General features: G+C 71.7%; 19 protein-coding genes. 3 read left to right on the top strand and 16 right to left on the bottom strand.

Features of this window, described 5'->3' with window-relative positions; translation table 11 throughout:
* Positions 1–13: 13 nt before the first annotated feature.
* The 16 genes from H4F98_RS14015 to H4F98_RS13940 form a co-directional block, all read right to left on the bottom strand.
* Complete coding sequence (locus H4F98_RS14015; RefSeq protein WP_246373228.1) at positions 14–685, bottom strand: hypothetical protein; 672 nt, start codon at positions 683–685, stop codon at positions 14–16.
* A gap of 63 nt (positions 686–748) precedes the next feature.
* Positions 749–1,837, bottom strand: a complete 1,089-nt coding sequence (gene leuB / locus H4F98_RS14010; protein ID WP_182688456.1) for a 3-isopropylmalate dehydrogenase — start codon at positions 1,835–1,837, stop codon at positions 749–751.
* A complete protein-coding gene (gene leuD / locus H4F98_RS14005) occupies positions 1,827–2,423 on the bottom strand; it encodes a 3-isopropylmalate dehydratase small subunit (RefSeq protein WP_182688455.1) in 597 nt (198 codons plus the stop codon). The genes leuB and leuD overlap by 11 nt, the downstream gene beginning before the upstream one ends.
* Positions 2,423–3,868 carry a 3-isopropylmalate dehydratase large subunit gene (gene leuC / locus H4F98_RS14000; protein ID WP_182688454.1) on the bottom strand — a complete coding sequence of 482 codons (1,446 nt, stop codon included), beginning with the start codon at positions 3,866–3,868 and terminating at the stop codon, positions 2,423–2,425. Before leuC ends, leuD begins: the two co-directional genes overlap by 1 nt.
* A 69-nt stretch (positions 3,869–3,937) precedes the next feature.
* Positions 3,938–5,503 (bottom strand): 2-isopropylmalate synthase, encoded by a 1,566-nt coding sequence (locus H4F98_RS13995; RefSeq protein WP_182688453.1) that lies wholly within the window; start codon positions 5,501–5,503, stop codon positions 3,938–3,940.
* Positions 5,500–6,645 (bottom strand): threonine dehydratase, encoded by a 1,146-nt coding sequence (locus H4F98_RS13990; protein ID WP_182688452.1) that lies wholly within the window; start codon positions 6,643–6,645, stop codon positions 5,500–5,502. Before H4F98_RS13990 ends, H4F98_RS13995 begins: the two co-directional genes overlap by 4 nt.
* A gap of 1 nt (position 6,646) precedes the next feature.
* Positions 6,647–7,576: an aminotransferase class IV gene (locus H4F98_RS13985; protein WP_182688451.1), complete on the bottom strand. Its 930-nt coding sequence runs from the start codon at positions 7,574–7,576 to the stop codon at positions 6,647–6,649.
* Positions 7,567–7,803: an ACT domain-containing protein gene (locus H4F98_RS13980; protein WP_182688450.1), complete on the bottom strand. Its 237-nt coding sequence runs from the start codon at positions 7,801–7,803 to the stop codon at positions 7,567–7,569. Before H4F98_RS13980 ends, H4F98_RS13985 begins: the two co-directional genes overlap by 10 nt.
* The gene (gene ilvG / locus H4F98_RS13975) at positions 7,787–9,526 is read right to left on the bottom strand and encodes an acetolactate synthase 2 catalytic subunit (RefSeq protein WP_182688449.1); all 1,740 of its coding nucleotides are present in this window, start codon (positions 9,524–9,526) and stop codon (positions 7,787–7,789) included. The genes H4F98_RS13980 and ilvG overlap by 17 nt, the downstream gene beginning before the upstream one ends.
* Positions 9,523–10,554, bottom strand: coding sequence for a ketol-acid reductoisomerase (gene ilvC, locus H4F98_RS13970; protein WP_182688448.1), 1,032 nt, complete (start codon positions 10,552–10,554; stop codon positions 9,523–9,525). The genes ilvG and ilvC overlap by 4 nt, the downstream gene beginning before the upstream one ends.
* 77 nt (positions 10,555–10,631) lie before the next feature.
* Positions 10,632–12,362: a dihydroxy-acid dehydratase gene (gene ilvD / locus H4F98_RS13965; RefSeq protein ID WP_182688447.1), complete on the bottom strand. Its 1,731-nt coding sequence runs from the start codon at positions 12,360–12,362 to the stop codon at positions 10,632–10,634.
* 377 nt (positions 12,363–12,739) lie between these two features.
* Entirely contained in the window at positions 12,740–14,023 is a 1,284-nt protein-coding gene (gene thrC, locus H4F98_RS13960) for a threonine synthase (RefSeq protein WP_182688446.1), read from the bottom strand.
* Positions 14,024–14,082: 59 nt separating this feature from the next.
* Positions 14,083–15,105 carry a homoserine kinase gene (locus H4F98_RS13955; RefSeq protein ID WP_182688445.1) on the bottom strand — a complete coding sequence of 341 codons (1,023 nt, stop codon included), beginning with the start codon at positions 15,103–15,105 and terminating at the stop codon, positions 14,083–14,085.
* Positions 15,102–17,666 carry a bifunctional aspartate kinase/homoserine dehydrogenase I gene (gene thrA, locus H4F98_RS13950; protein ID WP_182688444.1) on the bottom strand — a complete coding sequence of 855 codons (2,565 nt, stop codon included), beginning with the start codon at positions 17,664–17,666 and terminating at the stop codon, positions 15,102–15,104. The genes H4F98_RS13955 and thrA overlap by 4 nt, the downstream gene beginning before the upstream one ends.
* An 89-nt stretch (positions 17,667–17,755) precedes the next feature.
* Positions 17,756–17,923 (bottom strand): hypothetical protein, encoded by a 168-nt coding sequence (locus H4F98_RS13945; RefSeq protein ID WP_182688443.1) that lies wholly within the window; start codon positions 17,921–17,923, stop codon positions 17,756–17,758.
* Positions 17,924–18,014: 91 nt separating this feature from the next.
* Positions 18,015–18,755, bottom strand: a complete 741-nt coding sequence (locus H4F98_RS13940) for a helix-turn-helix domain-containing protein (protein WP_182688442.1) — start codon at positions 18,753–18,755, stop codon at positions 18,015–18,017.
* Positions 18,756–18,946: 191 nt separating this feature from the next.
* On the opposite strand from H4F98_RS13940, the gene H4F98_RS13935 reads away from it, so the two are divergent.
* Genes H4F98_RS13935 through H4F98_RS13925 form a run of 3 tightly spaced genes read left to right on the top strand, consistent with a single transcriptional unit; the run spans position 18,947 to position 23,201 of the window.
* Positions 18,947–20,974, top strand: coding sequence for a serine hydrolase (locus H4F98_RS13935; protein WP_182688441.1), 2,028 nt, complete (start codon positions 18,947–18,949; stop codon positions 20,972–20,974).
* A 59-nt stretch (positions 20,975–21,033) separates the two neighbouring features.
* Entirely contained in the window at positions 21,034–22,053 is a 1,020-nt protein-coding gene (locus H4F98_RS13930) for a dipeptide epimerase (RefSeq protein WP_182688440.1), read from the top strand.
* A complete protein-coding gene (locus H4F98_RS13925) occupies positions 22,050–23,201 on the top strand; it encodes a DUF819 family protein (RefSeq protein WP_220479228.1) in 1,152 nt (383 codons plus the stop codon). The genes H4F98_RS13930 and H4F98_RS13925 overlap by 4 nt, the downstream gene beginning before the upstream one ends.
* Positions 23,202–23,220: the final 19 nt, after the last annotated feature.

Genomic DNA, 23,220 nt, shown 5'->3' with positions numbered 1-23,220 from the left:
CGACGGGACCGTTTCATCGGGGCCCGTCGTGGCCCCAGGCCGGCGGAGGTGGGTCGACCGGTGCAGCGAGGTCGAACTCCACGCGGAATTCCCGGCCGGGGCGGGTCAACGCGTAGGCGAACATCGTTCCCGGCGCGATCTCCATCGCCCAGGCGTTCGCGTTCGAGACCGCGCGCCCCTCGCGGGTGAAAAGTGCCTTCGAGCCTGCATCGGCCGGGAAGACCTGCCGCCCGGGCGTGCCGGGCTCGACGGTATGGCCGCCGTACATCGTCAACACGTCCTCGCTGCCGTCTTCATGGCGGTGGTCGTGGTGCAGGCGCAGGCCCGTCGCGGTCCGGCCGAGCACCCAGGTGCGCGAGCGATCCGCGCCGACATGGAAAGGCATGCGCAGCTCATCCTCGTCGCAGTCGCGCACGTGCATCACCAGCGCCTGCCCGGCGAAGGGGTCGTTGCCCGCGGGCGGGGGCGTGTCGACGACGACGCGTCCGGCGAAGGCCTGTCCGCACAGGGCGGACAGGCGCGCGAAGAACGCGTCGGCCGGGGTCGATGCGCCCGCGCCGCCGCGTGTTGCCTGCGCGTACGGCGCTGCCACGCGGGGCGTATCGGCCGGTGCACGGCAGGCCGCGATGAGCAGGACCAGCGCGCCGCCGGCGAGGCGGGTCAGGGGCATCGAAGCAAGAGGCATGAGGGTGTCCGCGGCGGGCCGTCCCTGACCCTACCATCCATGGCGACCGCGGCAACATTGGACTCAGTCGCGCAGCTCGACCACCACGCAGTCGTGCTGCAGGCGGTCGATCACCGCCAGGGTGGCTTCGCGCGTGGAGACCGCCTGGCCTTCCGCGGCCAGGTCGGCGGTGAACACGCCGGCCTCCAGCACCCCGGCGACGGCCGCCTCCACGCAGGCCGCCTCGGCATCCAGTCCCAGCGAGTGGCGCAGCAGCAGGGCGGCGCTCAGGATCGCCGCATAGGGGTTGGCGATGCCGCGTCCCGCGATGTCGGGCGCAGAACCATGGATCGGCTCGTACAGGCCCACCCGGCCCTCGCCCAGCGAGGCGGAGGGCAGCAGGCCGAGCGAGCCGGCGAGCATCGAGGCTTCGTCGGTGAGGATGTCGCCGAACATGTTCTCGGTGACGATGACGTCGTACTCGCGCGGCTTGGCGAGCAGGTGCATCGCCATCGAATCGACCAGCTGGTGCTCGAGCTCGACGTCGGGGTATTCGTCGCGCACCACGCGGGCGGCGACTTCGCGCCACAGTCGCGAGGTCTCCAGCACGTTGGCCTTGTCCACCGAGGTCAGGCGGCCGCGGCGCGCGCGGGCCAGCTCGCAGGCACGACGGACGACGCGTTCGATCTCGCCGACGCTGTATTCGCACAGGTCGCTGGCGCGATCGTCGCTGCGCTCGCGGCGGCCGAAATAGACGCCGCCGGTCAGCTCGCGCACCACCACCAGGTCGACGCCGTTGAGAAGGTGCGGCTTGATCGGCGAGGCGCCGAACGCGGCGGGATGCGGTGCCACCGGGCGCAGGTTGGCGAACAGGCCCAGCGCGGCGCGGATCGCCAGAAGGCCCTGCTCGGGTCGCACGGGCGCCCGTGGATCGGACCATTTAGGCCCGCCCACGGCGCCCAGCAGGACCGCGTCGGCACGGCGGGCGGCCTCCAGGGTGGCAGCCGGCAGGGCCTCGCCGGTGGCGTCGATCGCGGCGCCTCCGATGAGGTGTTCGCTGAAACGGAAGCCATGGCCGTAGCGCTTGCCGACCGCGAGCAGGACCTGCACGGCGGCGGCGGTCACTTCGGGACCGATGCCGTCCCCGGGCAGGACGACGATGTCAGCGTGCATGGGCGTGGCCCTCATGTTGCATTGCCTCGTAACGTTGGATGGCGGGCGCCTGGCGGAGCAGGTAGCCGAGCTGGTCGACGCCCTCCAGCAGGCAGGTGCGGGCGAACGCGTCCAGCGGGAACTCGACCTGGCTGCCGCCGGGCAGGGTGACCAGGCGGCGCGCCACGTCGATGTGCAGTTCGATCCCCGGGTGGTCGAGCAGCTCGTCGACCACCGCTTCGTCCAGTACCACCGGCAGCAGGCCGTTCTTGAGCGCGTTGCTGCGGAAGATGTCGGCGATCTCCGCGCTGATCACCGCGCGCAGGCCCAGGTCGACGAGCGCCCAGGGCGCGTGCTCGCGCGAGGAGCCGCAGCCGAAGTTGCGGCCTGCGACCAGGATCGAGGCGCCGGCATTCTCCGGGCGGTTGAAGGGGAAGTCCGGGTCCGGCGAGCCGTCCCCGCGCTGTCGCCAGTCCTGGAAGGCATGCTGGCCCAGGCCCTGCCGCTCGGTCGTGGTCAGGAAGCGCGCGGGGATGATCTGGTCGGTGTCGATGTTGCGTTCACGCAACACGACGGTGCGCGAACGCAGTTCGGTGAAGGGACGCATCAGACGGTCTCCAGTTCGCGGGCGGGTGCAGTGGTTGGGGACAGGAAGGCGCGCGGGTCGATGATCTCGCCCGCGACCGCGCACGCCGCCGCGGTCAGCGGGGAGGCGAGCACGGTGCGCGCGCCCTTGCCCTGGCGCCCTTCGAAGTTGCGGTTGCTGGTCGACACCGCGAGCTGGCCGGGCCCGACCATGTCGCCGTTCATGGCGATGCACATCGAGCAGCCCGGCTCGCGCCACTCCGCGCCCGACGCGCGCACGATGGCGTCGATGCCTTCGGCCTCGGCCTCGCGCTTGACCTGTTCCGAACCGGGCACCACGAGCATGCGCACACGCGGATGGACCCGGCGGCCGTCGAGCACCCGTGCCGCGTCGCGCAGGTCCGACAGTCGCGAGTTGGTGCAACTGCCGATGAAGACGACGTCGACCGGCCGCCCGGCCAGTGCGGCGTCGGCGTCCCAGCCCATGTAATCGCGCGCCTTCGCGTCGTCGCTGCCGCGGGTGTCGGGCAGCCGCGCCGAGACTGCGGCGACCTGGCCGGGATGGGTGCCCCAGGTGATCGTCGGGAGGATGTCGGCGGCGTCGACGTGCACCTCGCGGTCGAAGCGCGCGCCCTCGTCGCTGCCGAGATTGCGCCAAGCTGCCACGGCCTCGTCGAAGGCGGCGCCGCGCGGCGCGCGCGGCGCGTGGCGCAGGTAGTCGAAGGTCGTTTCGTCGGGGGCGACGAGCCCGGCGCGCGCCCCGGCCTCGATGGACATGTTGCAGACCGTCATGCGCTCGTCCATCGACAAGGCGCGGATGGTGCTGCCGCGGTACTCGATCACGTGGCCGGTGCCGCCGTTGACGCCGATCACCCCGATCACGTGCAGGATCAGGTCCTTGGCGGTGACGCCCGGGCGAAGCGTGCCCTCGACGTTGATCGCCAGGGTGCGCGGCTTGCGTTGGAGCAGGCATTGCGTGGCCAGCACGTGGCCGACCTCGCTGGTGCCGATGCCGAAGGCCAGCGCGCCGAAGGCGCCGTGGGTGGCGGTGTGGCTGTCGCCGCACACGATGGTCATGCCGGGGCGCGTCAGGCCCAGCTCGGGGCCGATCACGTGGACGATGCCGCGCGCGGGGCTGTCCATGTCGAACAGCTCGATGCCGTGCCGCGCGCAGTTCCCGCGCAGGCGCTCGACCTGGGCCCGCGCCTGCTCGGAGGCGTAGGGAAGCGCGCCGTCGGCACCGGCCGGCAAGGTCGGCGTGGAGTGGTCCATCGTGCCCTTGGTGAGGTCGGGCCGGCGCGGCGAAAGCGCGCGCGACTCGAGCTCCGAGAAGGCCTGTGGCGAGGTCACTTCATGGATCAGGTGCAGGTCGATGTAGAGCACGGCGGGTGCCGCCTCGGTTTCTGGGCTGACGAGGTGCGCGTCCCAGAGCTTGTCGAACAGGGTGCGGGGAGCTTGTACGGTCATGTCGGGGTGTCCGGCGGCTGGCGTCCCGGCGCGCTGCGCCGGAAGTACGTAGAGGGGAGGTTGGGGATATCAGGCGATCGCGGCGTGCCGGTGGACGGCGGGGGCGCGCGCCCGCGACTGCCGGTTGGCGATGTCGAGCCAGGCGTGCGCGCTGGCTTCCAGGATGTCGGTACTTGTCCCGGAGCCGGTGACCTCGACGCCGTCCACGCGCGCGATCACCTGGGCCTGGCCCTGGGCATCGTCGCCGGTGGTGACGCTGGAGACCTGGTAGCTGTCCACGTCGAGTTCGATGCCGGTCGCGCGCGCGAGCGCGGCGAACAGGGCGTGCACCGGGCCGTCGCCGACCGCGGCCTCGCTGACCGTCTCGCCGTCGGCGCCATGCAACTGCACGCTGGCGGTGGGCATGGTGTCGGCTTCGCCGCCCGCGCCGGTGCTCACGTGCAGGCGCGACAGCCGCCAGCCGCGGTGGGCCACCGCGTCGCTGCCCAGGACCAGCGCTTCCAGGTCCGCGTCGAAGACTTCGCGCTTCTTTTCGGCCAGCGTCTTGAAGGCGGCGAAGGTACGGTTCAACGCGGCCTCCTCCAGCTGGAAGCCCAGGGCCTGCAGGCGGTCGGCAAGGGCGGCGCGTCCACTGTGCCGGCCCATCACCATCTGCGACTGCGACCAGCCCACGTCCTCGGGGCGCATGATCTCGTAGGTGCCGCGGTGCTTGAGCATGCCGTGCTGGTGGATGCCCGACTCGTGCGCGAAGGCGTTCTGGCCGACCACGGCCTTGTTGCGCTGCACGGCCATGCCGGTGATGCGCGAGAGCAGTCGCGAGGTCGGTACCAGGCGGCGGCTGTCGATGCGGGTGTGCGCGCCGTAGTAGTGGCTGCGCACGCGCAGGGCCATTACCAGTTCCTCCAGCGCGCAGTTGCCCGCGCGCTCGCCGATGCCGTTGATCGTGCATTCGACCTGCCGCGCGCCGCCCTCGATCGCCGCCAGCGAGTTCGCCACCGCCAGGCCCAGGTCGTTGTGGCAGTGCGCGCTGAACACCGCCCTGTCCGCGTCGCGTACGTTCGCGCGCAGGTACTCGAACAGCGCACGGATCTCGCTGGGCGTGGTGTAGCCGACGGTATCGGGGATGTTGAGCGTGGTCGCGCCGGCCGCGATGGCTGCGCTGCAGATCTCGGCCAGGAACTCCGGTTCCGTCCTCAACGCGTCCTCGGCGGAGAACTCCACGTCGTCCACCAGGCGGCGCGCGCGCGACACGCCCATGACCGCGCGTTCGACCACCTGCTCGCGACTGAGGCCGAGCTTGTGCTCGCGGTGCAGCGGGCTGGTGGAGATGAACACGTGGATGCGCGGATGGGCGGCGCCTTCCAGGGCGGCGGCGCAGGCATCGATGTCGCCCTCGTGGCAGCGTGCCAGCGTCGCAACGGTGCTGCCGCGCACTTCGCGCGCGATCGCACGCACCGCGTCGCGGTCGGCGTCGGAACTGGCGGGGAAGCCGGCCTCGAGTGCATCGACGCCAAGCTCCGCGAGCGCATGGGCGAAACGGAGCTTCTGCGCGGCGGTCATGCTGCAGCCGGGCGATTGCTCGCCATCGCGCAGGCTGGTGTCGAAGATGCGGACTCGGGCGGCGGGGTCGTTCATGCGAAGACTTCCTCGTCAGGGTGGCGTGCGCGCGGGACGCGGATGGGCGGCGTGGCGGCCATGGGCGGTCGGGGTCGGGTGGGCAGGGTGGGAATGGCGGGCTCCTGGCTGGCGATCGCCGGCACGGGCTCGCGGGTGCGGCGACGTGGTCGGCGCGGCGCGCGCGGACGCACTTCCGACAGCAGCGTGGCCAGCACGCCGGCATCGAGGTTGCCGCCGGAGACCACTGCGCACTTGCGCTTGCCGGCGACGCGACGGCCGGCGGCGAGGGCGAGGGCGCCGGCGCCCTCGGCGATCACGTGTTCTTCCAATGCCAGGCGCACCAGGGTCTCGCGCAGCTCGGCCTCGCGCACGATGACCACGTCGTCGAGCAGCTCGGCGAGCAGGCGCCGGGTCAGCAGGCCCGGCGCCTTGACGCGGACGCCGTCGGCCAGGCTGGCCGCGGGTTCCAGTTCGCGGGCGTCGCCCTTCAGGGCGCGCGCCATTGCGTCGATGCCCTCGACCTGGGCACCGACGATGCGCACGCCCTGCGACTTCAGCGCCAGCGCGACGCCGGCCGCCAGGCCGCCGCCGCCGATCGGCACGAGGACCATGTCCGGCGCCAGTGCGGCCAGTTCCAGGCCGACGGTGCCCTGGCCGGCGATCACGTCGGGGTCGTCGAAGGCCGAGAGCAGCCGGTAGTCGTTCTGCGCAGCCAGCTCGATGGCGAAGGCCTTGGCCTCGTCGTAGCTGTCGCCATGCAGGCGCACGGTGGCGCCCCAGTGGGCGACGCCGGCGACCTTGGTCTCGGGTGCCCCACGCGGCATCACGGTGATGGCCTGCATGCCCAGGCGATAGGCCGCCCAGGCCAGGCCCTGCGCGTGGTTGCCCGCCGACGCGGCGATGACGGTGCGTGCATCGCCGCGTTCGCGCGCGGCGAGCAGCGCGTTGAGCGCGCCGCGGACCTTGTAGGAACCGGTGCGCTGCAGGTTCTCGAGCTTGAGCCAGCAGCCGAAGCGCTCGGCATGGTGCACCGGGGTCGCCGGCAGGTAGCGGCGCAGGCGCGCCTGCGCGGCCAGCACGTCGGCGACGCCGACCGCGGCCGCCGGTGCGGCTTCGGACGGGCGCCGGTACGGGCCGGCTACGGCTACGTCGCCATCCATGTCAGACCACCGTCAGCCAGCGGGCGTGGCGGGGCTCGGCCCCGCGCACGATGCGGGCATACAAGGCCTGGAATTCGCGCGTGAGCGGGTTGTCCCCGAACACCGTGTCGTCCAGCGATGCGATCGGCGCGACCTCGGCGGCGGTGCCGCACACGAACACCTCGTCGGCCTGCCTGAGCTCCTCCAGCGTCACCGGCCGCGAGTGCGCGCCGGTGAGCTCGACCAGGGTGGCGCGGGTGATGCCGTCCAGCGCGTCGGGATGGCTCGCGGCGGTGATGCTGCCGTTGCGCACCATGAAGACGTTCGCGCCCGTGCATTCGACGACGAAGCCCTCGGCGTCGACGAACAGCGCCTCGTCGAAGCCGCGCTGCTTGGCTTCGCGCTTGGCCAGGACCGAATTGACGTAGCCGCCGCACAGCTTCAGCGGGGGCAGCGAGGTGGCGGGGTTGCGGCGCCAGCCCGACACGCCCAGGCGCGCGGCCTTGCCGGCCAGGTGCACCTGTGTGGCCATGGTCGCGACCATGTAGTGCTGGGTGAGCGGCGAGACGTCCAGGCCGATGGTGCCGCTGCCCAGCCAGGCCAGCGGACGGATGTAGGCATCGGCGTGGCGGTTGGCGCGCAGCGTCTCCAGCACGGCCTCGCTGGCGCGCTCGACGTCGAAGTCGATCCCCAGCAGCTCGGCGCCCTTGCGCATGCGCTCCATGTGCTCGGGCAGGCGGAACACCGCGGCCCCGCCGTCGGCGGTCGCATAGCTGCGGATACCCTCGAACACGCCGCTGCCGTAGTGCATGGCATGGGTGGTCAACGGTGCCTGCGGCGAGTCGATCGCCACCAGGCGCCCGTCGAACCACACCCGCGGCGAATCGGTCGCCGCATCGTTGGCGGCCTCGCGCGGCGGCTCGGCCACGGCGGTCGCGTCGTTCAGCTGCACGGCGACACCTCCACGGCCAGGCAGTCGTGCAGCTTGGCCAGCTGCGTCTGCAGGCTGGCGTCGGCACGGTCGCTCTCGACCATCAGGCGCAGATGCCAGCGGTCGCCGTCGGATTGCGCTTCGCCGTCCACGGCGAGCGGGCGGAAGCCCCGGCGTTCGGCGGTGCCAAGCACGCGCGCGAGCGCGCCCTCGGCCTGTCGCAGGGTCAGATCAAGCTGGTAGCGCATGGGGCGTCTCCGGAGTGGGGGCGAGGGCGGTGGGCCCGGTTTCGACGGGGGCGCCGTCGAGCATCTGGGCGTTGTTGTGGTTGGGCGGCACCAGCGGCCAGACGTTCGCCTGCTGGTCGATCGCGACGTGCAACAGGGCCGGGCCGGGCACGGCCATCAGTGCTTGCAGCGCGCCTTCCACCTCGTCGGCGCGGTCGACGTGGAGGGCGGCGATGCCGAATGCCGCGGCCAGGGCGCCGAAGTCCGGGTTGTCGGACAGGTCGATCTCCGAATAGCGCTTCTCGAAGAACAGCTCCTGCCACTGGCGCACCATGCCCAGGGCCTGGTTGTCGAGCAGCACGATCTTCACCGGCAGCCGGTAGCGCGCGGCCGTGGCCAGCTCCTGCACGTTCATCAGGAACGAACCGTCGCCGCTGACGCAGACCACGCGCGCACCGGGATCCTGCATCTGCGCGCCCAGCGCGGCCGGCAGGCCGAAGCCCATCGCGCCCAGCGCACCGCTGGTCAGGTGCTGGCGCGGATGCTGGAAACGCCAGTGCTGGGCGACCCACATCTGGTGCTGGCCGACGTCGCAGGCGACGACGGCGTCGGGCGCGATCTCGGACAGGCGCTTGAGCAGCGCCGGAGCGTAGACCGTGTCGCCCGGGGCGTCGTAGCGCGCGGCATGCTGGCGCGCGCGGGCCTGGCAGGTGTCGCGCCATTCGCGCCGTGCGCGCGCATGCCGGCCGTGCACATGCGCGGCGGCGGGCAGGGTCAGGGCTTTCAGCGCGGTGCAGATGTCGCCGTTGACGCCGGCGTCGGCATGGCGCAACTTGCCGATCTCGCAGGCATCCGGGTCCATGTGGACCACCCGGGCACGCGGCGCGAACTCGGCCAGCTTGCCGGTCGCACGGTCGTCGAAGCGGGCACCCACCACGATCAGCAGGTCGCACTCCTGTACGGCCAGGTTGGCGGCCTGGCTGCCGTGCATGCCCAGCATGCCCAGGTTGAGCGCGTGGCCGGCGGGCAGGGCGCCCAGGCCCTTGAGGGTCAGCACGGTGGGGATCTGGGTCGCATTGACGAAGTCGCGGAACACCTCCACGGCATGCCCCAGCGCGATGCCGCCGCCGCCGTACACGACCGGCTGCCGCGCCTGCGACATCAACGCCAGGGCCTCGTGCAGCGAGGCGTCGGCCGGTGCCGGCACGTCGTCGATGGCCAGCGGCGCATGCGGCGCCAGGCGGTCGGCATCGGCCACCTGCACGTCCTTGGGGAAATCGATGAGGACCGGCCCCGGCCGACCCGAGCGTGCGATGCGGAAGGCCTCGGCGACGACACCGGGCAGGTCCTCGACGCGACGCACGATGAAGCTGTGCTTCACGATCGACATCGTCATGCTGAAGACATCGAGCTCCTGGAAGGCATCCGTGCCCATCAGGCCGGTGGCGACCTGGCCGGTGATGACCACCATCGGCACCGAGTCGAGCATCGCGTCGGCGATGCCGGTGACCAGGTTCGAGGCGCCCGGGCCGGACGTCGCCACGCATACACCGACGCGCCCGCTGGCTCGCGCATAACCGTTCGCGGCGAAGGCCGCGCCCTGCTCGTGGCGGACCAGGACATGCTTCAGGTCCGAGCCGTGCAGGGCATCGTAGAACGGCATGATCGCGCCGCCCGGGTAGCCGAACAGCGTGTCGACGCCCTCGGCGACCAGGGCCTGCACGAGCCAGCGGGCGCCGTTCATGCGGCGGCCTCTTCCGGTTGCGGGGCCTCGGCCGCGGCGGCGGGTGCGGCCTGCGGCGCGGTCGACAGCCACTTCATGTTGGCGCGCAGCTTCCGGCCCACCGCTTCGATCGGATGGTCCAGGTCGGCCTGCTTGAGCGCCTTGTACCGGGTGTTGCCCGCCGCGTACTCGGCGATCCATTGGCGGGCGAAGGTACCGTCCTGGATCTCCGCCAGCACCTTCTTCATCTGCGCCTTGGCGTTCTCGTCCACGACGTAGGGACCGCGCGTCAGCGCCCCGTACTGCGCGGTCTCGCTGATGAACTCGTGCATGCGCGTCACCCCGCCCTCGTAGAACAGGTCGACGATCAGCTTCAGCTCGTGCAGGCACTCGTAGTAGGCGACCTCGGGCTGGTAGCCGGCTTCGACCAGGGTTTCCCAGCCGGCCTGCACGAGCTTGGTGGCGCCGCCGCACAGCACGGCCTGCTCGCCGAACAGGTCGGTCTCGGTCTCTTCCTTGAACGTGGTCTTGATGGCGTTCTGGCGGGCGCCGCCGATGCCGGCGCAATAGGCCAGCGCCAGCGCTTCGGCCCCGCCGCTGCGGTCCTGGTAGACCGCGTAGACGGACGGCACGCCGCGGCCGATCTCGTATTCGCGGCGAACCAGGGCGCCGGGGCCCTTGGGCGCCACGAGCACCACGTCCAGGTCCTCGCGCGGATTGATCTGCTGGTAGTGGACGTTGAACCCATGCGCGAACAGCAGGCAGGCGCCGGGCGCGATGTTGGGTTCGATGACCTCGCCGTAGAGCTGCGCCTGGACCATGTCGGGGGTCAGCACCGCGACCAGTTCGGCGCCCTTGACGGCCTCGGCCGGCGTGGTGACGGTGAAGCCGTCGGCCCGGGCCTTGATCCCGGTCGGGCCGCCGGGCCGCAGGCCGATGGTGACGTCGAAGCCGGAGTCGCGCAGGTTGAGCGCATGCGCGCGCCCCTGGCTGCCGTAGCCGACGATGGCGATGCGGGGTTTCGGGCCGGTCTGGCTGGGTGAACTCATTGCGGTGTCCTTGTGGATGTCGGTGGGAGTGCGTGGAACGGAAGGGGCCGCCGGGGCGGGTGGTCGGGAACGGGGTTTCAGGCGGGCGCGGGTTCGCGCTCGCGCGCGGTTTCGATGAGGGCCGAAGGAATGGCGCGCGCGTCGTCCAGCGGGCCGGGCGCGGTGACCGCGCCCTTCGACGCGGAGCGGACCAGGCGTGCGTACTTGGCCAACGCGCCGGTGCGCACGCGCGGCGAGAACGCGGCGGGGCTGCGCGTGGCGAGGTCGGCATCGACGTCGATGCGGCGCGTGCCGACGTCGATGCGCACGCGGTCGCCGTCGCGCAGGCGCGCGATCGGACCGCCGTGCGCCGCTTCCGGTGCGATGTGGCCAACCATGAAGCCGTGGGTGGCGCCACTGAAGCGGCCGTCGGTGATCAGCGCGACGTCGTTGCCCAGGCCCTGGCCGACGAGCGCGGCGGTCACCGCCAGCATCTCGCGCATGCCCGGGCCGCCGGTCGGACCTTCGAAGCGGATCACCACGACGTCGCCGGCCTGCACCTTGCGCGCCTGCACCGCGGCGAACGCGGCCTCCTCGGAGTCGAACACGCGCGCCGGGCCCTCGAAGTGGTCGCGCCCGTGGCCGGCCAGCTTGACGATGCAGCCTTCCGGGGCAAGGTCGCCATAGAGGATCGAATAGCCGCCGCGCGGCTTCAGCGGCGAGGCGATCGGACGCACCACGTCCTGGTGCGCCGGCGCGGACACGGCGTCGAGCTCGGCGAAAAAGGACCGCCCGGTCACCGTGGGCACGTCCTCGATCAGGCCGGCGACGCGCAACTCGCGCGCCACCAGGGCGCAGCCGCCCTGTTCGAACATCTCCGCCGCGGTATAGCGGCCGCCCGGCTTGAGATCGGCGATGACCGGTGTCGACGCCGCGGCCTCGAACTCCTCCAGGTCGAAGGCGACCCCGGCTTCGTGGGCGATCGCCAGCAGGTGCAGCGCGGCGTTGGTGGAACCGGCGGTGGCCGACACCGCACGCGCGGCGTTGCGCAGCGCGGCGGGAGAGAGAAGGGCGCGCGGTGTCGGCCCGCCATTGCGCAACTGCTGCATGACCAGCGCGCCGCAGGCTTTCGCCGCGCCGGGCTTGTCCGCGTGGATCGCCGGGATGTCGTTGAGCTGCAGCGGCGACAAACCCAGGAAAGTGAGCACCATCGCCATGGTGTTGGCGGTGAACTGGCCGCCGCAGGCGCCGGCACCGGGGCAGGCATGCGACTCGACGCGGTGCAGCTCGTCGTCGTCGATGCGTCCTGCCGCGTGCGCGCCGACCGCCTCGAACACGTCCTGCACGGTCAGCGGGGTGTCCTTGCCGTCCTTCGACGGACAACTGCCGGGCATGATCGTGCCGCCGTAAAGGATCACCGTCGGCACGTCCAGCCGGGCCGCCGCCATCGCCGCGGCGGGGATGGTCTTGTCGCAGCCGACCAGCAGCACCATCGCATCCAGGCTGTGGCCGGTGATCGCCAGTTCGATCGAGTCGGCGATCGTCTCGCGCGATGCCAGCGAGGCGCGCATGCCGTCGGTGCCCATCGCGATGCCGTCGGTGATGGCGATGGTATTGAACTCCACCGCGGTGCCACCGGCGCCTTCCACGCCCTCGCGCACGTGGCCGGCGAGCTCGCGCAGGGTCAGGTTGCACGGCGAGACGTCGGTCCAGGTGTGGACGACGCCGACGAACGGCTTGGCGATGGCGGCGTCGTCGCGCCCGGTGGCGCGGAGCATGGCGCGTGCCGGCGCGTGCGCGGGACCTTGCTTGATGGCGTTGCTTCTCACGTGTCGGACTTCCTGGGTGTCGTGTTCGAGTGGATTTCGGAGCCTGGAAAACGAAAAACCCCGCGCCATTACTGGCGCGGGGTCTTGGTGTTTCGACCTGGGTTTGCTTGTTACCTACGCAACCCCGTACCCCGCGCTGAGTGGCCCGGTAATAAGTACGAGTACGAGAATGAGCGCCGCCGATGCGGTCGCCAGGATCACGGGAAGCGCGTCACGCAGCGCCTCGGCCGGGCCGTCGGCCCGGGCGGTCATCGTCTGCGAAGGGTTGCTGCGCTGCGTCATGGCTTGGAGATAAACACGGTCGATTCGAGGGTGTCAACAGTTTCTTGTGAAATGGCCCGGCCGGATGACGAACGGTCGCCGCGTGGCGGGCGTTGTCATTGCAGGACTTCGACCAAGGTCTCATACGAGGCCGTCAGGCGGCTCGCATGCGCGGGTTGCGACAGCGACGCGGCGAGCGCAGGCGGCACCTCGACCGGGTGCCCGACGAGCGGCTCGACGATCGAGTCGAACTTCGCCGGGTGCGCGGTCGCGACCACCGCCCATGGGCGCACGTCTCCGCTCGCGCGCAAAACATCGAGCACGTGCAGGCCGGTCGCGGTATGCGGGCAGGGCACGATGCCGTGCCGCGACGGCGCCTCGCGGATGACGTCGCGGATGGTGGCATCGGCGACGGCCGAGGCGCGGGTCGATGCACGCAGGGCCTCGTCGCTGTCGTGCCAGTAGCGCAGGCGCTCGAAGTTGCTGGGCGCGCCGACGTCCATGGCGTTGGCCAGCGTCGCGCGGGTGGCCTGCGCGGCGTAGTCGGCGCCGGCGAAGAAGCGCGGCAGGGTGTCGTTGGCATTGGTCGCCAGGCGCACCTCGCCGATCGGCAGGCCCATGCGTCGCGCGAGGATCGCCGCGCAGGCGTTGCCGAGGTTGCCGGTCGGCACGATGAAGTTCAGCGCCTCGCCATGCCGCGCATGGAACGCCAGTGCGGCGTGCGCGTAGTAGGCCGTCTGTGGCAACAGCCGGCCGAGGCTGATGCTGTTGGCCGAGCCCAGTGGAATGCGCTGGCGCAGACCGGTGTCGGCGAGCGCCTGCTTCACCAGCCGCTGGCAGTCGTCGAAGCTGCCCTCGATGCTGTAGGCGTGCACGTTGTCGCCCCAGCAGCCCAGCCCGTGCGCCTGGCGCGGGGAGACGCGGCCCTCCGGATAGAGGATCGCGACGCGGAAGCCGGGCCGCCGGTGGAAGGCGGCGGCCACGGCGGCACCGGTGTCGCCGGAGGTCGCGACCAGGATCGTGGTGTCGGGCGCGTCCGGCGCGCGCAGGCGCGACAGCGCTTCGGCCAAGAAGCGCGCGGCATAGTCCTTGAAGGCCGCGGTGGGGCCGTGGAACAGCTCGAGCAGATGGTCGCCGTTGCCCTCCAGGGCGCGCAGCGGCGACGGGAATGCATAGGCCGTCGTGCACATCGCATCTAGGTCGCCCGCGAGGGCGGAACCCTCGAAGAAGGGCGCCAGCACCGCCGCTGCGGTGTCGGCAAGGCTGGCGTGGGGGCCGTCGAGGGCGAGGGCCGGCACCCGGGCCGGTACGTAGAGGCCGCCGTCGGGGGCCAGGCCGGCGACGAGCGCGGTGTCGATGTCGGTGGGCGGCGTCTGGCCGCGGGTGCTGGTGAAATCCATGGCGATCGTCAGTCCGCCCGCGGACGGGCGGCGTCGGTTTCCTGTGCAAGAAGGGGCGGTCAGCCCCGGTCGGTGGCGATCACGTCGGCGCGTGGGCCGGCGACGGGGCTCACGTAGGCATGGGCCGCGAAACCCGCGTCGACGAAGGCGTCGCGCATGGCCGGGGCGGCGGCTTCGGCGGCCACGCGCGACTCGAACCAGGCGAAGGTGCTGGGCCCGGCGCCTGAGATGCTGGCCCCGATCGCGCCGCCGGCGAGCGCTGCGCGCCGGGCCTCGGCGAAGCCGGGGATCAGCGGTGCGCGGCGCGGCTCGACGAGCAGGTCGCGTAGGCCTTCGCGCAGCATCCCGACGTCCGACCGCTGCAGACCGGTCAGGAACAGGGCGAGGTGCGCGCTCTGGCGCACCACGATGTCGAGTGGGTACGGCTCGGCGAGCACGGCGCGGGCGCGGCGGGTTTCCAGCACCTGGGCCGGATGCACGACCACCGCGTGCAGGCCCTCGGGCACCGGCAACGCGATCATGCGGTCGTGGGTTGCCATGACGATGCCGCCTAGCAGCATCGGGGCGACGTTGTCGCCATGCCGGCTGCCGCTGGAGACGGACTCGCCATCGAGCGCGTGCGCGTAGAGGGCATCGCGCGTGAGCGGGACGTCGAGCAGTGCGTTGGCCGCGACCAGGGCGGCGACGCAGGACGCGGCCGAGCCGCCCAGCCCCGAGCCGAGCGCGATGCCCTTCTCGAGCGAGAGCTCGAAGCCGTGGGCCAGGCCGAGCGCCTCGCGCAGCGACAGCAGCGCCTGGCCGGCGGTGTTGCGTGCGGCCTCCAGCGGCAGTTCGCCGACCCCGGGGACGTCGCCGCTGATCGCGCGGATGCGTACCTCCGGGGCGTCGATGCGCCGCACCGTCGCGATGTCGCGCGGGCCGTCGATGGTGTGGCCCAGCAGGTCGAAACCGACGCCGATGTTGCCGACGCTGGCGGGCGCGAAGGCGCGCGCCTGCACGATCTGCTGGGGTGGGGCGTCGTCCTGCACGCGGGCATCTCCTGGGGTGGCGGATGGGGCCTGGGCGAGCATCGTATCGCTCATGCGCGCGCCCCGAGCGTCTGCGCGATCGCCAGGATGTCGCCGAACACGCCGGCCGCGGTGACCTCGGGCCCGGCGCCGGGCCCCTGTACCACCAACGGATTGTCGGGGTAACGGGCGGTGCGGAACTGGATGAGGTTGTCGGTCAACTGGCCATGCAGGCTCGCGTGGGACGGATCGGGCACGGTGAGGGCGACGCTGGCGCGCCCTTCCCGATCGAGCCGGGCGAGGTAGCGCAGCTGGCCGCCGGCGGCGCGCGCGGCCTCCAGGCGCGCCTGCATGGGAGGATCGAGTTCGGCGATGCGCTCGAGGAATTCCGCCAGGTCGACCGCGCGCAGTGGTGCGGGCACCAGGTTCTCCACCGAGACATCGTCCAGCGACAGCTCGCGCCCGGCTTCGCGCGCGAGGATCACCAGCTTGCGCGCCACGTCGGTACCGGAGAGGTCGTCGCGCGGATCGGGCTCGGTGAAACCCTTCGCGCGCGCCTCCAGGACCAGTTGGGAGAAGGGCGTTTGGCCGTCGAACTTGTTGAACAGCCACGCCAGCGTGCCCGAGAAGACGCCTTCGATGCCGTGCAGCGCGTCGCCGGTGTCGAGCAGGTTGCGCAGCGTCTGTACGACCGGCAGGCCGGCGCCGACGGTGGCCTCGTAACGGAACCGGCCGCCGTGGCGACTGGCCGCGCGTATGGCCTGGAAGCGGCGCCAGTCGCCGCTGCCGGCATGCTTGTTCGGCGTGACCACGTGGATGCCGGCAGCGAGCCAGTCGGCGTAGCGATCGGCGACGGCGTCGCTGCCGCTGCAGTCGACGATCATCGCGTGCGGCAGGTGCTCGGCACGCACGTGCGCGGCGAAGCGGTCCAGGTCCAGTGCCTCGGCGTCCGCCAGCGCATCCACCGCCGTCGCCGCGTCGAGCGCCTTGTCGTGCAGGTGCATGGCGCGGCTGTTGGCGACCGCCCGCAGTCGCAGGTCCAGGCCATGCCCCGGCGCGGCGTCGGCCAAGAAGCGCGGCGCGGCCCCGGCCAGCTGCTCGAGCAGCGCGCGCCCCACGTTGCCCGGTCCGATCAGGCCGATCGAGAGCGTTTGTGGCGACAGCCAGAACGCTGCGTGCGCGGCGCGCAGGCCGCGCTGCGCATCCGCGGCGGCGACCGCGACGGAGATGTTGCGCTCGCCCGCGCCCTGGGCGATCGCACGCACGTTCACCCGTGCCTGGGCCAGGCCGCCGAGCAGGCGCGCGGCCACGCCCGGCACGCCGACCATGCCGTCGCCGACCACGGCGAGCACGCAGATGTCGGGCGTCATCGCGATGCCCTGCGCCTGGCCGTCGCCGATCGCTTCGGCGAAGGCGGCCTCGACCGCGTCGCGCGCGGCGTCGGCCTGGACCTGGTTGACCACGCAGCAGATGGAGTGTTCGGACGAACCCTGCGAGATCATGATCACCGAGACGCCGGCCTGGCGGAGCGCGGAGAACATGCGCTCGGCCGTGCCGGGCACGCCGATCAGGCCGGCGCCGGACAGCTCGAGCACGGCCAGGCCCTCGACCAGGCTGACGCCCTTGACCGGGGTGCCGCGCGACTGCCCGCGTTCGCCCGGCGTGGCGCTGATCAGGGTGCCAGGCGCCTGCGGGTTGCGTGAGTTGCGGATCCGCACGGGCAGCTCGTGGCTGATCGCCGGGGCCATCGTCTGCGGATGCAGGACCTTGGCGCCGAAGTAGGCCAGCTCGCAGGCCTCGGCATAGGACAGCATCGGCAGGCAGACCGCATCCGGGACGAGGCGCGGGTCGGCCGAGAGCACGCCGTCCACGTCGGTCCAGATGGTCAGGGCGTCGGCCTCGAAGAGCACCGAGAAGATCGCCGCGGAATGGTCGCTGCCGTTGCGTCCCAGGGTCGTCGGCTGGCCGTTGGCCGAACGCGCTACGAAACCGGTGACGACCACGTCATGGCCCGGGTGGTGCGTGCGCCATCTGCGCAGCAGGGCGCGCGAGGCCTCCCAGTCGACCGCGACGCCGAGCTCGCCGGGGTGGACGACGAGCACCTCGCGCGCGTCCAGGCGCGACCAGCCGGCGGCCTCGCCCCCGAGTGCTGCCTGCAGCAGGCGAGACGACAGCACTTCGCCCATGCCGTGCACCCAGGCGGCGTGGTCGGGCTCCACGCCACAGCGCGGGCGGATGTCGACCAGGCGGGCATGCAGGGCGTCGAAGTCGGCGGCCAGGGCCGCCTCGGGCGCGGCGCCACCGAGGAGTTCGCGCGCGGTGTCGAGATGGCGTGCGCGCAACGCGGACCAGTCCGGCATCCAGTCCTCGCCCCGCGCCGCGAGGTCGGCCAGGCCGATCAGCGCGTCGGTGACCCCGTGCATGGCCGAGACCACGACCACGCGCGAGGGGGCGCCGTCGTCGACCAGGGCCGCGGCCGCGCGGATGCGGCCGGCATCGGCCAGGCTGCTGCCGCCGAACTTGTGGGCCTGGCACTGCACGTGCTGGCGGAGCGGGGGCGCGTCGGCGACGCGCGTCGGCGACGGGGCATCGCCCGGGGCGGCGTCCTGGCGTTTGTTCGATGCGGGGTGTGGCATGGGCGGGCTTCCTTGTGGAGCCCCGCCTTCGAACCCGGTGCCTGGCATCCGCACCCGGTTCGGGGGCGGAGCGGCGTGGGTGGCTTACTTCACGCGCGATCACACCCCGGCTGTCGGGTGCCGGTGGTGGTAATGGTGGTGGTAATCGCGATGGAGGTGAGGATCGACGCCAGGCCGCGCGATGCCGCGCGCACGACCGCGACGCCGCCGCGGGGCGTGCGCTGGATCGTGGACGGGAGCGTGTTGCGTTGCGTCATGCGGCCGAGAAAAGCACGGCCGCCAAGGGCATGTCAACCGTTTCGTCCGCAACCGCCGCCGGACCCGGCGACGGTACGGTGGCGCATGCGCTCAGCCGGTGCGCTTGAGGCCGCGCTTGCGCTTGTCGATGGGCTTGTCGACCGGCTTGTCCGCGTTGGCCGCGCCGCGCGCGCGCGCCGACAGCCTGGGCGCCGGCGGCGGCGCCGCGGCCTCGTCGCCGTGCAGGGTCATCAGCGATTCCAGCAGCTGTTCGTCGTGGCTCGAGCAGATGCCCAGCAGCAGGGCCTCCGCGCAGCCTTCGGCGACGGTATAGGCATGGCCCATGTTGGAGTCGATGTAGACGCCTTCGCCGGCCGTCAGCACGACCGGATCGTAGAACTGCGTGTGTACCTCGATCGCGCCCTCGAGCACGTGCACGTATTCCTCGCCGGAGTGGTTCACCAGCGCGCCGAACTCGTCGAGGTTCTTCGCCCGCACGCGCGTCAGCACCGGGATCATGCGCTTGCGGCGCAGTTCCGGGCACATGTAGTAGTAGTCGTAGTTGGGCGTGGTCACGCGCACCGCGTCTTCCATGCGGCCGATGCTGCGGCGCGCGGTGACGGGTGGGTCGGCGTCGGCATCCTGTTCGGCGAACAGCTCGGACATGCGCATGTCCAGGCGCTGGGCCAGTTGCTGGAGCTTGTCGTAGGTCAGGGTGAGGCGGTCGTGCTCCACCTTGGACAGCGTCGACAGCGGGATGCCGCAACGCTCGCTCATTTCCTTCAATGTCCAGTCGTTCCGGGCGCGCAGGGCCCGGAGCAGGCTGCCGATCGTCGGGTGGGGCGATGTCATCGAGGGGTCGCTTCCTGCAGGTGTCTGGGGGGTACCAGGTCGAAAGTCATGATCCACTTTTGTGATCGGCTTTGCCAGTCTGGGTTGACATTTTTCCAATCAGGATCACTATTGCCAAACAGGACGGAAATAGGGTTCGGGTTTCCGTCGGGATCCATGCCGCCGTGGCGGCCCATTCCAGGGGATAGACGATGTCGAAGCGTTCGACGGCCTTGCTGGCCTGCCTGCTCAGCGTGCTCGCCGCGCTCCCACCGGCCTTCGCGGCCGATCCGGTGGTCGGCCCGGCGGTGCCCGAGGTCGAACTCGATGCCCAGGTGCCGACCACGCCGGACGCCGTGCCGGTCGGCGAGGTGCCCGGCATCGAAGAGGGGCCGCTGACCCGGGCCGACGTCGAGGCCTGGCTTGATGGCTTCCTGCCCTACGCGATGCAGCGCGGCGGCATTCCCGGCGCCGTGGTGGTGGTGGTCAAGGATGGCGAACTGCTGGCCTCCAGGGGCTATGGCTACGCCGACGTCGAGGCGCGCACGCCCGTCGATCCGGCGAAGACGCTGTTCCGCCCCGGCTCGGTGTCCAAGCTGTTCACCTGGACGGCGGTGATGCAGCTGGTCGAGCAGGGCAAGCTCGACCTCGATGCCGATATCAACGGCTACCTCGACTTCGAGATCCCGGAGCGCAACGGAACGCCGATCACGCTTCGCAACGTGATGACCCACACCACCGGCATGGAGGAAGCGATCCGCGGCCTCATCATCGCCGACCCCGCGCAGTACGTGACGCTCGAGGAATACCTGAAGCACTGGGTGCCGACGCGGATCTTCGACGCGGGCAGCACGCCGGCGTACTCCAACTACGCGACCGCGCTCGCCGGTTACGTCGTCCAGCGGGTGTCCGGGCAACCCTTCGACGACTACGTCGAGCAGCACCTGTTCAAGCCGCTGGGAATGCAGCATTCCAGCTTCCGCCAGCCCCTGCCGGAGGCGTTGCGGCCGCTGATGTCCAAGGGCTACGCCTACGGCGAGGACGCGCCGAAGGAGTTCGAGTTCGTCACCCCGGGACCTGCCGGCAGCCTGTCGGCGACCGGCGAGGACATGGCGCGCTTCATGATCGCCCACCTCCAGGACGGTGCGGTCGGCGAAGCACGCATCCTCCGCGAGGACACCGCCAGGCAGATGCATGGCACCGCGCTGGACATGATCGCGCCGCTCAACCGCATGCTGCTGGGTTTCTACGAATACAACGTCAACGGCCGCCGGGTGGTCGCCCACGCGGGCGACACGCAGTGGTTCCACAGCGACATGCCGTTGTTCATCGACGATGGCGTCGGCCTGTTCGTGTCCTTCAACAGCGGCGGTCGCGAGGGCGCCGCCGGCAAGATCCGCGGCGCCCTGCACAAGGCCTTCGCCGCGCGCTACCTGCCGGGCAAGCCGCACGAGGGTGAGGTCGACGAGGCCACCGCGCGCGAGCATGCCGCGCAGATGGCCGGCCTCTACGACAGCAGCCGTCGCCCGGAAGACAACTTCCTGGCCATCCTCAATCTGGTCGGCCAGACCAAGGTCGTGGCGACCGAGGACGGCAGCATCTCGGTGCCCGCGCTGACGGGCCTCGACGGCCTGCCGGTGAAGTGGCGCGAGATCGCCCCGTATGTCTGGCGCGACGTGGACGGCAGCGACCGCCTGGCTGCCCAGGTGGTGGACGGCAAGGTCGTGCGCTGGAGCTTCGAGCCGGTGTCGCCGTTCATGGTGATGGAACCGGTGCCCGCGTGGCGCTCGGGCGCCTGGCTGCTGCCCCTCATCGTCGTGGGCCTGGCCGCGCTGGCGCTGACGGTGCTCGCCTGGCCGGTGTCGGCCCTGGTGCGCCGCCATTACGGCGTGCCGTACCGCCTCGGCGGCGAGGACGCCCGCGCCCACCGGATCATTCGCATCGCCTCGCTGGTCGTGCTGGTGACCGCGCTCGGCGTGCTCGGGACGATCGTGGCGATGTTCGGCAGCCTCGACATGCTGGGACCGTCCAACGACTGGCTGGTGCGCACCTTGCGGATCGTCTCGCTGCTGGTGTTCCCGCTGGGTGCCCTGGTCGCGGTCTGGAATGCGTGGAAGGTGCTGCGCAGCCGTCGTCGCTGGTGGGCGAAGCTGTGGGCGATCGTGCTCGCGGTCGGTTGCCTGGGGATCCTGTGGGCGAGCATCGCCTACCACCTCGTTGGCTACAGCGCCAACTACTGACGCCCACGGGCGCGGCACCGCGGTGCCGCGCCCTGTCCCGTACTGCCAAGGAGCGCCCCATGGCCCCCATCGCGCCGCGCGTGACGATGACGCTGCACAACGAGCCGCTGCCGCTGGTGGCGCCCTTCCGCATCTCCGGTTACGTGTTCGAGGCGATGCCCGCGACGGTGGTGCGCCTGGACGACGGCCGGTTCGAAGGCCGTGGCGAGGCCGCCGGGGTGTACTACCTCGACGACCGCCCCGAGGGCATGCTGGCGACGCTGGATGGGCTGCGCGACACGGTCGAGGCGGGCATCACCCGCGATGCCCTCCGCGACCTGCTGTCGCCGGGGGGCGCGCGCAACGCGCTCGACTGCGCCCTGTGGGAGCTCGAGGCGCGCCGCGCCGGCGTGCCTGCATGGCAGCTTGCCGGCATCGGGCGCCCGCGCGCGCTGCTGACGACTTTCACCGTGGGCGCGGACGATCCGGCGGTGATGGCCGACGCCGCGCGTTCCTACGCGAAGGCGCGCGCGATCAAGCTCAAGCTCACCGGCGAGGCCGAGCTCGACGGCGAGCGCGTGCGTGCGGTCCGTGCGGTGCGCCCCGACGTCTGGCTGGCGGTCGACGCCAACCAGGGCTACGTGCCCGATACGCTCGACGTGCTGATGCCCGCGCTGCACGAGGCCGGCGTGGCCCTGCTCGAGCAGCCCTGCCGCCGCGGCCGCGAGGCCGACCTCGACGGCGTCGACCACGCCATCCCGATCGCGGCCGACGAAAGCGTGCAGGGCCTGGACGAAGTGGAGGCCCTGGTCGGCCGCTTCGACGTGGTCAACATCAAGCTCGACAAGTGCGGCGGCCTCACCGAAGGCCTGATGATCGCCGAGCGCGCCCGCGCGCTGGGCATGAAGGTCATGGTCGGCAACATGGCCGGCAGCAGCTGGGCGACCGCGCCGGGCTTAATCCTCGGCCAGCAGTGCGACGTCGTCGACCTCGACGGCCCGACCTTCCTCAAGCAGGACCGCACGCCCGCCGTGGTCTACCGCGACGGCCTCGTCGATTGCCCGGACGATGTCTGGGGTGGCCCGGTGCCGGCACGGTGATCGCGACCGCCGCCGCCGCGAGCTGGTTGCCGGCCGGCAACGGCTTCGCGCTGCTGGCGGTGTTCTTCGCGGTGGCCGCCATCGGCGCGGCGCTGGAGCGGACCCGCCTGGGGCGTCGGGTGTCGGGCGTCATGATCGTCATCGCGCTGGCGATGCTGCTGGCCAACGCGGGCGTCATCCCGCGCGCCGCGCCCGTCTACGACGTCATCTGGACCTACCTGGTGCCGCTGGCGATCGCCCTGTTCCTGTTGCGGGCCGACCTGGTCAGCATGCTCGTGGAAGGCGGCCGCACGCTCCTGGCGTTCGCCGCCGGTGCGCTCGGCGTGGTGCTGGGGGCCTGGCTGGGCGCGCGCCTGCTCGACCTGGGCGCCTACGAGGCGCAGTACGCGGCGGTGTTCAGCGCCACCTACACCGGAGGCTCGCTGAACTACGCCGCCGTCGCCGAGGCCATCGGCTTCCGCGACCCCAGTGCCCTGGCGGCGGGTGTCGCGATCGACAACGTGGTCGGCCTGGGCTACCTGCTGGTGGTCGGGGCCGTGGCCAACGCGGCGCTGTTCCGTCGCCACTTCGGCTGGCGCGGGGAGGGGCTGGCCGACGCGGCGGACGCGGCGGCGCCGGCGCCGCGCGCGCCTTCGCTGATCGACCTGGCCATCGCGCTGGGCCTGGCCGCACTGGCCTGCGCCACGGGCGACGCCCTGGCCGCGGCGATCGGCCAGCCCAGCTACGGCATCCTCTTCATCACCACGATCATGGTCGCGATCGCCACCCTCGGCCGACGCTGGTTGCGCGGCCTGGCCGGCGAGGACGTGGTCGCCACGCTCTTCATGTACCTCTTCTTCGCGATGCTGGGCGCCGGCGCCGACCTGGGCGCTCTGCTCCATGCCGCCCCGGCGCTGTTCGCCTACGTGCTGCTGGTGTTCATCGTCCACGTGGCCTTCGTGCTGCTGGCCGGCCGCCTGTTCCGCCTCAACCACGCCGAGCTGGTGATCGCCTCCACGGCCTGCATCGGCGGACCGCCGATCGCCGTCGCCTTCGCGGTGCTGTTCGGCTGGCGCCGACTGGCGGTGCCCGCGGTCGCGACCGGGATCCTCGGCTACGTCGTGGGCAATTTCGTCGGCATCGGCCTGTTCAACTGGCTGGGCCCATGACCCGTCTTCCTGCTTCGTC

This window comes from Marilutibacter spongiae, assembly GCF_014145325.1.
GTDB lineage: Bacteria > Pseudomonadota > Gammaproteobacteria > Xanthomonadales > Xanthomonadaceae > Marilutibacter > Marilutibacter spongiae.
The sequence above is the reverse complement of the archived record's forward strand: the minus strand, read 5'-3'. Positions and strand labels throughout refer to the sequence as shown.